This is a genomic window from Bacillus sp. FSL H8-0545 (assembly GCF_038006105.1).
Taxonomy (GTDB): Bacteria; Bacillota; Bacilli; order Bacillales; family Bacillaceae_G; genus Bacillus_A; species Bacillus_A cereus_U.
In genome coordinates this window covers 2,611,787-2,626,194 of record NZ_JBBOUO010000001.1, presented here as the reverse complement: position 1 = coordinate 2,626,194, position 14,408 = coordinate 2,611,787, and the positions used below count along the sequence as shown (strand labels likewise).

Here is a 14,408-nt window from a genome sequence, read left to right as displayed (position 1 = left end):
TTACTTTTCATAAAACTCATTAGGTATCTAAGGTAAGCGTCAAATATTCCTCACCTACAAGTTGTAAATAGCCCATGAGATTCATCTTCTTACATCCAAGGATTTAAAGAAATTGGATTATTAAAACCTGACAGGTGTCAAAAAAGAACCTACCGGTTAATCAGCTATATTACTGGTTCAAGAAATTATTACTTCAAACGGAAGAGCCGAAGGAAAGTAAATGTTTAAAATGAATATATAATACATGCGAGAAAGAGCACAATTTGATAGGGGGGGCTTCCAAATGCATATGGATGAAAGAATGAATTTGCAGTTAACAAGCCAGGCTCTTCAGGTAATGAATAACGGAATTGCTGTCATAAGTCATGATGGAATCATCACATTCAGCAACCAACCATTCTGCAGCATGTTACATAAAAAAGAAAATGAAATAATAGGTAAGCATATATCAACGATTATTCCTGATCGTAAAAAGCTAGTAGTGAATCAAAATGATAGTTTGTACAAGTACGAGTGTAAGGTGGGCAACCAAGTATTGATTATGAATGAATCCCGTGTATATCAGAGCGGGAAAGAAGATGGATCAATTGCCATTTTGGAAAACAAGGAAAAAAGTATACAGTCCTTGGAAAGTATCATCAGTCGGTATGAAAATGCCTTGAATTTACTGTCGGAGTGTATTCTAGGGGTAAATGAACAAGGGATTGTCAATTTTTTAAGTGGTTCTTATGCACAATTTTTAGGGATTGATGATCCAAAGGAAGCGATAGGTAAGCATTGTACGGAGGTTGTTGAGAATACGAGGATGCATATTATCGTGAAGACGGGACAGGTGGAAATTGGGCATATCCAGCGTATAAGTAATCGGAATATTATCGCAACTCGCATACCTATTGTTAAGGACGGTGAGGTTATTGGTGCGATTGGTAAAATTATGTTTCATGATATACAGCAGTTTAAAGCTTTGGGGGATCAGATTAGTGCAATGGAATCAAAGTTATCTTACTATCAAACTGAATTACAGCGGTTGCAAGAAGGTAGGTTGTCCTTTCAAAGTATTATAGGAGAGAGTGCGAAAATGAAAGAAGTTAAAACGATGGCCTTGAAGGTTTCTAAAAGTCGGTCTACCGTTTTGATAAGAGGAGAGAGCGGTACAGGGAAGGAGCTCTTTGCGCATGCGGTACATCGTGCAAGTCCGCGTGCTAGGGGTTCATTTATTCGTTTGAATTGTGCTGCGATTCCGAGGGATCTTTTGGAGGCTGAATTATTTGGATACGAAGAGGGGGCTTTTACAGGAGCGAAAAAAGGTGGTAAGCCTGGGAAGATTGAGTTGGCCCATAAGGGAACGTTGTTTTTAGATGAGATCGGTGATATGTCTTTGGACATGCAGGTGAAGTTGCTGCGTGTGTTGCAAGAGAAAGAGATTGAAAGAATTGGTGGTACGAAAATTCAAAAGATTGATGTCCGTTTCATTGCGGCGACACATCGAAATCTTCGTGAAATGGTGCAAAGAGGGGAATTTAGGGAGGATTTATATTATAGGTTGAATGTGTTTGCGATCGATATTCCTCCGTTACGAGAGAGAAAGGAAGATATGATACATATAATGGAATTTTTAATTCGGAAATTGAATGGGGAGCTGGGTAGTAGCGTTCTTTCATTGGATGAGAGAGTAAGGGATATATTCATGGAGCATGATTGGCCAGGCAATATTAGGGAGCTAGAGAATGTGTTAGAACGAGCGATGAATGTTATAGAAGGAATGATTATTCAAGTGCATCATCTTCCTGTATATTTGCGGAAAAAAGATTTGGAAGAAGAGTTATATCATGAAATATTTGCGGTGGATCAAGAGAAGAATGAGATGAGTTATTCACTGCAGGAGGAAGTGGAATCGGCTGAAAAACGGGCGATTACAAGGGCTTTGGAAAAGACAGCTGGAAATATAAAAGAGGCAGCCAAGCTTTTAGGGATTCATCGGGCTAGCTTATATCGTAAAATAGAAAAATATGGAATTTTGTGAAAGGAAGCAAAGGGCAAACAGGCCCTTTTTTTGTTTGGTTTGCAGTAATACATACTGTCTCTTTTTTGCGACACTTTCTTATAGATGCGACATGATCGTAATCATTTGTAGCGCAAATGCGACATGTGAAGGTGGACATGTAAGGGAGACTTGGGTATATCCCTGAAGGAATAAGGGAATAGAGAATGAGTCGATTTTTGGCATGTTTCTTGCTATATAAATAAAAAAGATTATAGCAAGAAGGGATGGAATTCAATGCTGGAAAATCACAGTTTGCCACATTTTATTATGCAAAGTATTGAAAAAACACCAAGTAAGGTCTATTTACAATTTGAAGAACAAAGAGTTACGTATGAGGAGCTCTATCATCGAATTACTAGAGCCGCAGCGGGATTTTGTGAGCTCGGTATTCAAAAAGGTGACAAGGTTTGTATTATGCTTCATAACACTCCTGAATATCTGGATGTATGGTTTGCTTTATCTTTTATGGGAGCAATTGCGGTGCCTCTGAATGTGCATTTAAAAGGAGAGGGCCTACAGTATATTTTATCTCACTCTGATTGCAAGCTGATTATCGTTGATAAGGAATTTGTTCCTCAAATTGCTTCTTGTTTGCCATTTATACAAAGGGACATTCAAATTGTCGTTTACGGAAATGATGAAAGCGTAATCAATTTGAACGATGGTAAAGAACCGCTGGTAATCGAATTGAAAGATGTACTGAATACAAATAATCATCACCTTCCAACTGAATTTGTTTCCTCCTCTTCTATTAACAGTATTCTTTATACCTCTGGAACGACTGGATTACCTAAAGGGGTCATGTTAAGTCATTCTGCCTATGTAAATTCTGCGCAGTCATTTGCCACCTATATGGTTGGCGCAAGTTCGAAAGATATTTTATTTACAGCGTTGCCGTTATTTCATATTAACGCCCAGGCCCATACAGTACTCGGTGCTATTTCTTCCAATGCGACGATTGCTCTTGGCAAGCGGTTTAGTGCTTCTAGATTTTGGGATGAAATTCGTGGTCATGGCGCAACCATTTTTAATTCTTTAGGATCTATGATTCCTATTCTCTGCAAGCAACCAGAAAAGGAAAACGATAATGAAAATTTTGTAAGGGTGACGGCTTGTGCTGCTACGCCTAAGGGATTTTGGAAGCCGTTTGAGGAGAGGTTTGGCGTCCAGATTGTAGAAGGTTACGGATTAACGGAAACGACGGGTTTTTGTGTAACGAATCCATTGAATGCCAATAAGCCGCCTTCTATTGGAAAGCCTTATTCTTACGTAGAGACGAAGATTGTCAATGAGGATGGAAATGAAGCGCGGACTGGTGAAATTGGAGAGATTTTTATACGTTCCTTACAGGGACAAGCATTCATGGAAGGCTACTATAAAATGCGGGATAAAACAGAAGAGGCGATGAAGGAGGGATGGTTCCATACAGGAGATCGTGGTTATCTAGACGAGGAAGGTTACTTATATTTTTGCGATCGAATCAAACAGTGTATCCGGAGGCGTGGAGAAAATATCTCCTCTTGGGAAATCGAAAAGGTAGTGAATAATCACCCGAAAGTACTTGAATCAGCGGCCATCGGTGTTCCATCGGAAGTGGGAGAAGAGGATGTCAAATTATATGTGATTGTAAAGAAAGGAGAAACGATGTCCCATGAAGAGATTATAGATTGGTGTCAAGAACGTATGGCTTACTTCATGGTGCCGCGATATGTTCAGTTCAGTGAAACTTTTCCAAAAACTGCGACGGAACGGATTCAGAAGTTCAAGCTGAAGGAGGAAGGAATCGGTACTGCTTGGGATAGTGAAAAGGTCGGCTATGTAATTAAAAGAACGAGTTGATGTGCTGACGGTAGTAAAAGTATCTCATTACATATTGGAAAGAAGGGATTGAATTGGAAAATAAGCGGGTTGTTACATGGTCCAAAGAAAAAGGAATCGCGACAATCATCATTGATAATCCTCCTGTGAATGTATTGAGCGGTGCTGTGGTTGAGCAACTGACGGTGGTGGTCGATGAAATCGAACGGGATGATGAAGTAATTGCTGTACTTCTAACTGGCGCTGGAGAAAAGGCCTTCGTTGCAGGAGGAGACATCAAGTCATTTCCGGAATGGATTGGGAAAGGGAATGAATATGCAGAGGGAAAATCATTGTGGCTTCAGAATCCATTAAATAAAATAGAAAGATTGTCGAAGCCTGTAATCGCTGCTATTAACGGATTAGCGCTTGGGGGCGGGTGTGAATTAGCCTTATCATGTGATTTACGGATTATAGAAGAACATGCCCAAATCGGACTTCCAGAGGTGAAGTTAGGATTGTTTCCAGGTGCGGGAGGCACGCAACGTTTGCCTCGATTAATAGGAACTGCAAGTGCGAAAGAAATGATGTTCACTGGTGAACCGTTCACTGCCGAGGTAGCTTGGCGAGTTGGTTTGGTGAATCATGTTGTTCCGCGTGGCGAAGCGCTGAATAAGGCGAAGGAACTAGCCGCGAAGATGGCTCAATTTTCCCTTCCTGCTTTATCTTTGATGAAGCAATCTATCAATAAGGGATTATCTTCTTCTCTTGAGGACGGGCTAAAAATAGAAGCTGAGAATTTCGGCCATGTATTTCAAACGAGTGATGTAAGAGAGGGGGTGGAGGCTTTTATAGAAAAGAGGGTACCGCTTTTTCATCATAAATAAAATAACAAAAAGTAATGCCTGCCTCTGGCAGGTGTTGCAATAATATATATAAATATAAAAGGGTGTAAAGTAAATTTAAGAGAATCTATTTTATTGAGGGGGAATGCGGTTATGGATTTATTGATTGTATTGCTATCGCTTGGCTTGCTTATATTTGTAGCTTACCGAGGATTCTCAGTCATTTTATTCGCTCCGTTATGTGCTTTGTTGGCTGTATTTTTAACGGAACCGGCGAATGTTTTACCATTCTTTTCTAATGTTTTTATGGCGAAGATGGTCGGATTCATAAAATTATATTTTCCTGTATTTTTGCTTGGAGCGATATTCGGTAAAGTGGTAGAAATCACTGGAATAGCAGAAAAAATCGCGAAAATTATCATCCATTTTATAGGCGTGAAAAGAGCTATTCTTTCCATCGTGTTAATGGGAGCGATTCTTACATACAGTGGTGTCAGTTTATTTGTCGCAGTATTTGCGATTTATCCGTTTGCGGCGCAATTATTTCGCGAGGCGGATATTCCGAAACGTCTCATTCCAGCGACAATTGCATTCAGTGCATTCACGTTTTCGATGGATTCACTTCCTGGATCACCTCAAATCCAAAATGTTATTCCAACTACGTTCTTTAAAACAGATATTTATGCAGCTCCTACATTAGGGATTATCGGAGCACTGTTTATCTTTATATGTGGCATGATGTATTTGGAAAGGTGCAGGAAGAAGGCTGCCGCTAAGGGAGAGGGGTACTTCGGAAAAAGCGGTGCCACTTCTGAACTGGCTGCCACAACTAGCGCGCAATTGGTGCAAGCGCCTATTGTTTCCAGCGAGGTTATTCCAGCTAGTTATTGGGTAGCTTTTCTTCCGCTTGTACTGGTCGGAGTGATGAATAAAGTCTTTACAGAATTCATCCCGGTTTGGTATACAAAGGGATTTGATTTTGCATCTATAGGTTTGAAGGAGTACGGAACGATTGATATGGGACAAGTCGTAGGTATTTGGTCAGTGGAAATGGCACTTCTTATCGGAATACTTGCTGCTATATTATTAAACTTCCAAGCGGTAAAAGAACAGTTTCAATCTATTACAAGCGTGGGCGTAAGTGGTTCAATCTTAGCTGCCATGAACACTGCAGCCGAGTATGGATTTGGTGCCGTTATAGCAGCTTTACCCGGATTTGTCATGATTCAAAATTCTTTGACAGGTACATTTTCAAACCCTTTAATTAGCGGAGCGGTCATGACGAATATTTTGTGCGGTCTGACGGGATCAGGTTCGGGTGGAATGAGTATTACATTAGGTTTAATGGCAGATAAATATATTGAAGCGGCAGCGAACTTTGATATTCCGTTAGATGTGCTGCATCGTGTAATTGCAATGGCAGCGGGAGGTATGGATACTCTCCCTCATAACGGAGCAGTTATAACTTTACTTGCAGTTACAGGATTAACACACCGAGAAGCTTATAAAGAGATTTTTGGTATTACGATAATTAAGACATTAGCCGTTTTCTTCGTTGTTGGAGTGTACATGATGTTTTCTATTGTATAGTAGGAAGGTTGATCGGCTGTTATAAATAACGCAGCCACCAAGTTAAGATTATGTATAATGGTAAACAGAAACAGCCATCATTCCATGAAACGATGGCTGTTTGTATGTTTTTAATGAATTTCACAAAAAACTTCAATTGTAGATTGGAATTGAACTATCCCAACCTTCACTTGGTCTAGAGGAGGAGGGCTTCTCGGTTAAAATGATAAAGTCGGTAAATTTACTTGTTACAACAATGCTCTTCTACTCATCCATTGCGTCATAACCCACTTTTCACCTTTGATAACAGGTGCAGCAACTACAAGCAAATCCTCACATTGGACCCCAGCTGGCCAACATTCATAATAGTCGTGAAAACCATTTACAAACATGATTTGTCCGTTCTCAAATAGGATAACAAATATGGAGTTTCCTTACCTATTTTATAAAAGGTTAAAAATAAACCATAATATTATTATGTAAACAAAATTGATGAATGTACAGCTTGTTAAATAGTTCAATATTTTTGATTTTTCTATGGCTGCATAAGTATGATGTTTGTAGGAGGGGATCATATGAGTATACACAAAAAAATCATAGCGATTTCAGGAAGTATTAGGGAAGGATCATCCAACACAAACATATTAAAAACTTTAGCAGCATTTATTCCAGAAGGTATAGATTACACTATTTATAATGGGATAGGGGAACTACCTCATTTTAATCCGGATGTAGATCGAGTTGGAGCACCGATTGTTGTTGAAGAATTTCGAAAGACATTAAGTGAAGCACATGCACTTATTATTTGTACACCAGAGTACGCAAAAAGTATTCCAGGAGTTTTGAAGAATGCATTAGAATGGCTTGTTTCATCAGCGGAACTTTATAAAAAGCCAGTTGCTATTATAACAGCTTCACCGTCGATTGCTGGAGGGGATAAAGCTCATGAATCATTATTACTTACGCTAGGTATGCTAGATACAATTGTCGTTCAAAATGGTTCGCTATTAATCCCATCTGTGCGCACTAAATTTAGTGATGATGCAAAAATAACAGATGAGGATACAAAGAAAGCTCTTATCTCTTTAGTTCAAAGTGTAGTAGACGAGATAAAGAAATAATGATTTAGTTCGTATTAAAGTGAAAATGGACTTTTATAATAATAAAAGATAAAAGCAATGCTACGGTTAGTTCAAATGTAGCATTGCTTTTTTATATAGTTAAATATATGTACTCAAAATCTCCCCAGGTAATCCATCAATCTCACAAACTATATCTGATGTAAAACCAACGTTTAGTAAAATCTTCCGAGAGGGGATATTGCTCGGATCGATAATTGCTTTTAGTACGCTTACATCTGTCTGCTTCGCTATATTTATTAATTCCTTTGCAATACAACTACCATATCTCTTTCCCCAGTGCTCTGGCAAAATCATATAGCCAAGTTCTGCTTCTTTAAAATCAGCCTCATTTACTGTTATATGTCCAAGTCCGATAAATTCATTTGTAATAGAGTCATACACTTTGTAGGAGCCGAATAATCTATGTTTTTTATTACGCTTTAACAATTTTTTATAGTCGTTTTGCGCCTCGCCTAACGGAATGGTACGTTCCGTAATTTGTGCCATCACTTTTTCATTTGATACGAGCTGGAAATATAAATTGAAGTCTGTCGCTTCAAATTTACTAAAATATAGCTTATGCATAGTATTCCTCCAAACTAATTTTCATTTGTTCTTCAGAAAAGATAAACGATAGTTAAATCGTGATTTCTATTTGATTGCCTTCTGGATCGCTTATTACACTTTCATAATAGCCATCTCCAGTGAAACGTGGTCCATTTAATAAAGAATAGCCTGCTTCTTTTAACGTTTTTGTCAGTTCATTCACACGTTCCTTACTGCCAACAGAGAAAGCCATATGTGCATAGCCAGTTATATTAAGATTAGGCTCGTTTTCTATACCTTTCTTACGCATAAGTTCAAGCCTTGCTCCAGATTCGAACGTAATAAAATAAGATTCAAATTGTTTTGCTTCGTTATGATATAAAGAGTTTACCTTGCCATTAAAATACTTCGTATAAAAAGTACGCATTAATTCTAAATCATTTACCCAAATTGCGATATGTTCGATTTTCATAGGTTTCACCAATCCTATCTGTACTAATTAGGCTTCCACTGTATAAAAGTTGCATGTACATTGCAAGAAATTTGATTCGGTGTTAAAGGTAATTGTTAATTTTTGGTTGTATACGTACATACAATGTGTAATTAAGTGAATGACTTACATAGGAATTACAGAAAAGGGTGAATGAGACTTATGAGTCAATTAGAGCAAACAATGTACGTTGGTGTCATCATGTCTATTGTACTATCCGTAATGATTTTGGGGTCTTTATATTATAATCCTCGTCTTTGGTTAAATGATTATCCAAAAGATATTCAAAAGGTAGTTTTTCCGAAATCGATTAATGAAAAAAAGCAAACGATTTACTTTAGTATTGCATACAATGTGATTCTCTTCGGTACTCCTTTCGTTTCAACATATATATTACATCAACATGAAAAACTATTGTATATTGAGGCCTATTTACATAGTTTTAGCATTTTAATGATTTTCAATTTAGTAGATTTATTAATAATCGATTGGCTTATATTTTGCTGGATTACTCCGAGATTTGTTGTTATTCCTTGTACGGAAGGGATGAAGGGATATAAAGATTACAAGTTTCATTTAAGAGGGGCTATAGTCGGTACTCAATTTTTAGCAATCGTAAGTTTATTTCTGGCAGGAATTGCGACAACCATTTAGTAAAAAGAAGAAGGATAGGAAACGTTTATATAAGATAAGTAGATTTATAATGTATAGAATTAAAAATGAGAATTTGATACTATTGGAGTAAAGGGTTTTAATAACGGTATATTAAGCGATATCAATGTACCTTTGCAAATGTTTTGATATTCCGTGAAATCACCTAATTTTATGGAAGCATTTGATAAAACCCCAAAAAACGCAATGGAGGCTATTATGAAAAAATTAATTGGCGCAGCAACAGCAACAGTTTTTGGATTGGGGGCTTTTACAACATCTGCTATCGCAGAAACTATCGTAACAGCGGATGTACTCAACGTACGTGAAAAGCCAACAACGGAATCAAAAGTTATCGAAAAAGTAAAAGAAGGACAAAAGTTAAAAGTTATAAATACTGAAGAAGGATGGTCAAAAATTGATTTAAATGGTAAAGAATTGTTTGTAAGTTCGGAATTTACAAAAGATGTTTATCATGTAACAGCAAACCTATTAAATGTACGTTCTGAAGCGAGCACAGAATCAGAAATTCTTGGCAGACTGAAAAAAGATGATGTAATTGAATCAACGCATCAAGTAAAAGATGGATGGCTACAATTTGAGTATAAAGGAAAAACAGCTTATGCAAACGTTTCTTTCCTATCAAGTACAGCACCAATTGAAAAGAAAGCTGAAGAGAAAACGAAGCAAGTAGCGAAAGTACAAAAAGCGGTAAATGCGAAGGAAGAAGCAAAAACGCAGAAAGTTGCAAAAGTAAAAGAAGAAGCAAAAGTGCAGGAAGTTGCAAAAGCTAAGGTAGCAACAAAAGCAAAAGAAGAAGTAAAAGCGAAAGAAGAAGTAAAAGCGAAAGAAGAAGTAAAAGCGAAAGAAGAAGTAAAAGCGAAAGAAGAAGTAAAAGCGAAAGAAGAAGTAAAAGCGAAAGAAGAAGTAAAAGCGAAAGAAGAGGTAAAAGCGAAAGAAGAAGTAAAAGCAAAAGAAGAAGTAAAAGCGAAAGAAGAAGTAAAAGCGAAAGAAAGAAGAAGTAAAAGCGAAAGAAGAAGTAAAAGCAAAAGAAGAAGTAAAAGCGAAAGAAGAAGTAAAAGTGAAAGAACAAGAACAAGAATTAGCGAAAGCGAAAGAACAAGAATTAGCGAAAGTAAAAGAACAAGAACAAGCGAAAGCGAAAGAACAAGAATTAGCGAAAGTAAAAGAACAAGAACAAGCGAAAGCGAAAGAACAAGAATTAGCGAAAGCGAAAGAGCAAGAACAAGCGAAAGTAAAAGAACAAGAACAAGCGAAAGCGAAAGAACAAGAATTAGCGAAAGTAAAAGAACAAGAACAAGCGAAAGCGAAAGAACAAGAATTAGCGAAAGCGAAAGAACAAGAACAAGCGAAAGCGAAAGAGCAAGAACAAGCGAAAGCAAAAGAAGCAACAAAGACACAAGAAGTATCTAAAAATAACTCACAGTCTGCTAAACGTGAATTAACGGTAGTAGCGACAGCATATACTGCTGATCCAAGTGAAAATGGTACATATGGTGGACGCGTTTTAACTGCGATGGGTCATGATTTAACGGCAAATCCTAATATGAGAATTATCGCAGTAGATCCGAAGGTAATCCCATTAGGATCTAAAGTATGGGTAGAAGGTTATGGAGAAGCTATTGCTGGTGATACTGGTAGTGCTATTAAAGGAAATCGTATTGATGTTTTAATGGGTTCAAAAAGTAAAGCTATGAACTGGGGAAGACAAACTGTTAAAGTAAAAGTTTTATAATAATGGTTATCCAAATAGAAGTCAGTTCTCTTTATTGAGACTGGCTTTTATTTTTTGCCTTAATGTGATTCATTGAAAAAATTTGAAGGATATGTAAAAGAATAAAACCTTACTTTTGCTGCTGAGTACAGTGAGCAGTAAAAGTAACCATATTGAATTATTTAATCCTTATTTGTATTTCTGACAACCATATTGTTCTTCTATCACTATTAAAATACAATTAGATAAATAGGAGAAAAATATTCATAAAATAGTAATTATTCTATTTAGTCTTATACTAGGGTTTATAACGTTCCAAATCCCTATAGTGTCAGAATGGATACAGAACTCAGTCTTCTGGTAAATTGTTATTATTTTATTATCGTATTCATACCAAAAAGATAACGGTGATAAGAATAAGAAAAATGATGATTAGCAACAATAAAAAATGTTTTATGTACCGAAAGTTATTAAAAGATTAGTATCGAGGATCACCTTTATAAGCGAGAAGAGGATTAAATATGACAACAGAATTATATGGCACACATTACAATGAAATAAAAGGGTATAGAGTAATTGAAGGGAAAGATTCATATAATCATTATTTTGGTGGTCAAGATTGTGACTTACCACTATGTAAGCTATGCAATGAGAAAATGCATCAAATCTTTAGTTTAGATTTGAAAGATGATAGGCTTGTTGAACTTAAAAATGATGAAATGAATGTTTTACCATTCGTTTCTTGCTTGAATTGTTCGATGGTGTGGGAGCCGCAATATTTTCAGTTAAGTAATGGTGGTAAAACGGTACAAATAATAAAGCAGGACAATACGGAAGATTGGATAATGGAAGATGAGGATAAACTACCGGTCGATCTACCAAAAACTAATGTAAAGCTAACAAATATGAAAAATGAAGATATACCTACTGATGAAGATCGTTACTGGGAAGCTTTTGACTTATTCGGTTCGGAATATATATGTAGATTGTTAGGAGCGCCTTTATACGATGAAGTTCCAGAAGATTTGGGATGTCCAGCTTGTTCTAAAGAGATGAAATATGTTGCTACAATTACACAAGACCTTGAGGAACGGGAACTTATTTCAGTAGTTGATTTTCAGTTTGGTGAAATGAAGATATATTATTACTTATGTAAAGATTGTTCAGTTATCAAAACTGAAATACAAGGAACATAATGAAAATAAGACTGACTCATCCTGTCCGTCTTATTTTTGATGTGTCACATCATTAACAATGGCATGAAATATGTCTTTTTGCGTGAAATCATCTGTAAAAACAGTTTCTTTATCAACTTCAATTGTATCGTGCGGGTTATACCATTTACTCAATAAATCTTCTCCAAATTCAAGTCGTTTTTCTCTCGTATTATGCCGTCTAATCGTTTCTTCAAGTGATAAGTCAAAATAATATGTATAAGCGTTTCCTTCGAAATAATGTATTAATTCTTTCAGCATATCACCGTATCTACGACTGTTCAGTATACCTTCTAAAATAACAAATTCACATTTTCCTTTTCCGTACTTCGTAATTTCAAATAGTAAATCATGAGATAAGTTACCTATTGTATCGTGAACTTTTAGCATATCTCTGCGCACAACGTCTTGTGAGACTAGAAGTGTTCCTTGCCCGAAATGTTCTTGCAGTTCCTTTGCGATTGTTGTTTTGCCACTTGCGGAGTTTCCGCGAAGAATGATTAATGTCGATTTCAAAGTCTCATCTCCAAATTGTTTTAGTTTTTTGCTTTGTTACATTGAAAATTGTTTTAGTAAGCGCTTCTCGCCAGTTTATAGAAGTTATTGCTTTCAAAGTGATATGAGACATCGTAAATAACCTCCAGTTTATTTGTGGTTTGATTATAGGAACTCTTTATTTTAAAGATACAATATTTTCTTGAAAAATAAACAGAATTATTGTAAAGTAATGATAATTAAAATTTATATTGTTTAAAAGCTATGAAAGGAAGTAGTAACAAGTATCTTTTTTTTTAGAGAGTCGGTGGGTGGTGTAAACCGATAGAAAGCGCTTGTGAATCCGTCCTTGAGCGAAATGTGGAACCCTTCAATGTGAAGTTAGTAATCGTTTCCGGTTAAAAACCGTTAATTTTTTAAGTGGAAATCTTACATTTTCTATGCTTTCAACTAGGGTGGCAACGCGGGTTAACTCTCGTCCCTTTTATAGGGACGGGAGTTTTTTGTGTTTTTTTAGTGAAATTCCCTATCTTAAAAGCTTAACGTGAACGAAGAAGATGACATTAGTCACTTATTAAAGGAGAGATAAGACATGTTAGATGTAAAAGTATTACGTGCTAATTTTGAAGAAGTAAAGAAAAAATTGATTGATCGCGGTGGAGAGTTTCTTGAATTGGATACATTTGAAGAATTAGATCAAAATCGTCGTGAACTGTTAGTAGAAGTAGAAGAATTAAAAAGTAAACGTAATGGAGTATCTGATCGTATTGCGAAGTTAAAGCGTGAAAAACAAGATGCTAATGAACTTATTAGTGAAATGCGTGAAGTAGGAGAAAGTATTAAAACGTTAGATGATGAGTTACATAATGTAGAAGAGAAATTGAATTCTATATTATTGGCATTACCAAATATACCTAATGAAACAGTGCCTATTGGAGCATCAGAAGATGATAATGTTGAATTACGTAAGTGGGGAGAAATAAACGAATTTTCATTTGAAGCAAAACCACATTGGGAAGTTGCTGAAAAATTAGGATTACTAGATTTTGAGCGAGCAGCAAAAGTAACAGGAAGCCGCTTTGTATATTACAATGGCTTGGGAGCACGTTTAGAGCGAGCAGTAGCTAACTTTATGCTAGATTTACATGTTGAAGAACATGGATATACAGAAGTGATTCCACCGTTTATCGTAAATAGCGATAGTTTAATAGGAACCGGACAATTCCCGAAATTTAAAGAAGATGTATTTACATTAAAAGACACAGATTACTCTTTAATTCCAACGGCGGAAGTACCATTAGCGAACTATTATCGTGACGAAATATTAAATGGTGCAGAATTACCTATTAATTTTACCGCTCATACGCCATGTTTCCGTTCTGAAGCTGGTAGTGCAGGACGTGACACGAGAGGACTTATTCGCCAGCACCAATTTAGCAAAGTTGAAATGGTTAAATATACTAAGCCAGAAGAATCATACGATGAGTTAGAAAAATTAACTGCGAATGCCGAAAGAGTACTACAATTATTACGATTACCTTATCGAGTTATCGTATTATGTACAGCTGATATAGCATTTCCAGCTGCGAAAACATATGACATTGAAGTTTGGTTACCAAGTTATGGGGTATATCGTGAAATATCTTCTTGCTCAAACTGTGAAGATTTCCAAGCGCGTCGTGCAAGCATACGTTTCCGTCGTACACCAGGTGCAAAACCAGAATTTGTGCACACATTAAATGGTTCTGGGTTAGCTATAGGGCGTACAGTAGCAGCTATTTTAGAGAACTACCAACAAGAAGACGGCTCAGTTATAATCCCAGAAGTATTGCGTCCATACATGGGAGGAGTAGGGGTTATTAAATAAGAATGATGTTGATTTGAAATAAAGTTTAACAGTT

11 protein-coding genes, 1 pseudogene and 1 other annotated feature are annotated in these 14,408 nt (G+C 36.5%); of the genes and pseudogenes, 9 read left to right on the top strand and 3 right to left on the bottom strand.

The annotated features are described in order from the left end of the window. Positions 1 to 283: 283 nt before the first annotated feature. The 5 genes from MHI07_RS13745 (at position 284) to MHI07_RS13725 (ending at position 7,376) form a co-directional block, all read left to right on the top strand. Entirely contained in the window at positions 284 to 2,023 is a 1,740-nt protein-coding gene (locus MHI07_RS13745) for a sigma 54-interacting transcriptional regulator (RefSeq protein WP_078181120.1), read from the top strand. 255 nt (positions 2,024 to 2,278) lie between these two features. Then, entirely contained in the window at positions 2,279 to 3,883 is a 1,605-nt protein-coding gene (locus MHI07_RS13740; protein WP_340824410.1) for an ATP-dependent acyl-CoA ligase, read from the top strand. Positions 3,884 to 3,936: 53 nt separating this feature from the next. Then, the gene (locus MHI07_RS13735) at positions 3,937 to 4,728 is read left to right on the top strand and encodes an enoyl-CoA hydratase (protein ID WP_002161387.1); all 792 of its coding nucleotides are present in this window, start codon (positions 3,937 to 3,939) and stop codon (positions 4,726 to 4,728) included. A 111-nt stretch (positions 4,729 to 4,839) separates the two neighbouring features. Beyond that, positions 4,840 to 6,276, top strand: a complete 1,437-nt coding sequence (locus tag MHI07_RS13730) for a GntP family permease (RefSeq protein ID WP_340824409.1) — start codon at positions 4,840 to 4,842, stop codon at positions 6,274 to 6,276. Positions 6,277 to 6,830: 554 nt separating this feature from the next. Beyond that, positions 6,831 to 7,376: an NADPH-dependent FMN reductase gene (locus MHI07_RS13725; RefSeq protein WP_215588273.1), complete on the top strand. Its 546-nt coding sequence runs from the start codon at positions 6,831 to 6,833 to the stop codon at positions 7,374 to 7,376. A gap of 99 nt (positions 7,377 to 7,475) precedes the next feature. On the opposite strand, the gene MHI07_RS13720 is transcribed toward MHI07_RS13725, so the two are convergent. Together MHI07_RS13720 and MHI07_RS13715 are read right to left on the bottom strand one after the other, a co-directional pair. Further along, positions 7,476 to 7,961, bottom strand: a complete 486-nt coding sequence (locus MHI07_RS13720; RefSeq protein ID WP_340824406.1) for a GNAT family N-acetyltransferase — start codon at positions 7,959 to 7,961, stop codon at positions 7,476 to 7,478. Between the two features lie 52 nt (positions 7,962 to 8,013). Further along, positions 8,014 to 8,394, bottom strand: coding sequence for a VOC family protein (locus MHI07_RS13715; protein ID WP_002110475.1), 381 nt, complete (start codon positions 8,392 to 8,394; stop codon positions 8,014 to 8,016). Between the two features lie 180 nt (positions 8,395 to 8,574). Here MHI07_RS13715 and MHI07_RS13710 point away from each other — a divergent pair, with 180 nt between their 5' ends. The 3 genes and pseudogenes from MHI07_RS13710 to MHI07_RS13700 all read left to right on the top strand — a co-directional run bounded on the left by MHI07_RS13710 (position 8,575) and on the right by MHI07_RS13700 (position 11,994). Then, positions 8,575 to 9,066, top strand: coding sequence for a hypothetical protein (locus tag MHI07_RS13710; protein ID WP_002110474.1), 492 nt, complete (start codon positions 8,575 to 8,577; stop codon positions 9,064 to 9,066). A gap of 216 nt (positions 9,067 to 9,282) precedes the next feature. Then, positions 9,283 to 10,819, top strand: a pseudogene (locus MHI07_RS13705) (SH3 domain-containing protein). Between the two features lie 500 nt (positions 10,820 to 11,319). Continuing rightward, positions 11,320 to 11,994, top strand: coding sequence for a hypothetical protein (locus MHI07_RS13700; RefSeq protein ID WP_215596650.1), 675 nt, complete (start codon positions 11,320 to 11,322; stop codon positions 11,992 to 11,994). Between the two features lie 30 nt (positions 11,995 to 12,024). Here MHI07_RS13700 and MHI07_RS13695 read toward each other — a convergent pair whose 3' ends face one another. Further along, positions 12,025 to 12,528 carry a kinase gene (locus MHI07_RS13695; protein ID WP_016105177.1) on the bottom strand — a complete coding sequence of 168 codons (504 nt, stop codon included), beginning with the start codon at positions 12,526 to 12,528 and terminating at the stop codon, positions 12,025 to 12,027. Between the two features lie 234 nt (positions 12,529 to 12,762). Next, positions 12,763 to 12,993: a binding site (T-box leader), on the top strand. Between the two features lie 106 nt (positions 12,994 to 13,099). On the opposite strand from MHI07_RS13695, the gene serS reads away from it, so the two are divergent. Beyond that, a complete protein-coding gene (gene serS / locus MHI07_RS13690; RefSeq protein ID WP_340824398.1) occupies positions 13,100 to 14,374 on the top strand; it encodes a serine--tRNA ligase in 1,275 nt (424 codons plus the stop codon). Positions 14,375 to 14,408 lie beyond the last annotated feature (34 nt).

Excerpts from the sequence above, each read along its gene's own strand:
- MHI07_RS13745 (WP_078181120.1), top strand. The coding sequence starts at position 284 with ATGCATATGGATGAAAGAATGAATTTGCAGTTAACAAGCCAGGCTCTT.
- MHI07_RS13740 (WP_340824410.1), top strand. The coding sequence starts at position 2,279 with ATGCTGGAAAATCACAGTTTGCCACATTTTATTATGCAAAGTATTGAA.
- MHI07_RS13730 (WP_340824409.1), top strand. The coding sequence starts at position 4,840 with ATGGATTTATTGATTGTATTGCTATCGCTTGGCTTGCTTATATTTGTA.
- MHI07_RS13725 (WP_215588273.1), top strand. The coding sequence starts at position 6,831 with ATGAGTATACACAAAAAAATCATAGCGATTTCAGGAAGTATTAGGGAA.
- MHI07_RS13720 (WP_340824406.1), bottom strand. The coding sequence starts at position 7,961 with ATGCATAAGCTATATTTTAGTAAATTTGAAGCGACAGACTTCAATTTA.
- MHI07_RS13715 (WP_002110475.1), bottom strand. The coding sequence starts at position 8,394 with ATGAAAATCGAACATATCGCAATTTGGGTAAATGATTTAGAATTAATG.
- MHI07_RS13710 (WP_002110474.1), top strand. The coding sequence starts at position 8,575 with ATGAGTCAATTAGAGCAAACAATGTACGTTGGTGTCATCATGTCTATT.
- MHI07_RS13700 (WP_215596650.1), top strand. The coding sequence starts at position 11,320 with ATGACAACAGAATTATATGGCACACATTACAATGAAATAAAAGGGTAT.
- serS (WP_340824398.1), top strand. The coding sequence starts at position 13,100 with ATGTTAGATGTAAAAGTATTACGTGCTAATTTTGAAGAAGTAAAGAAA.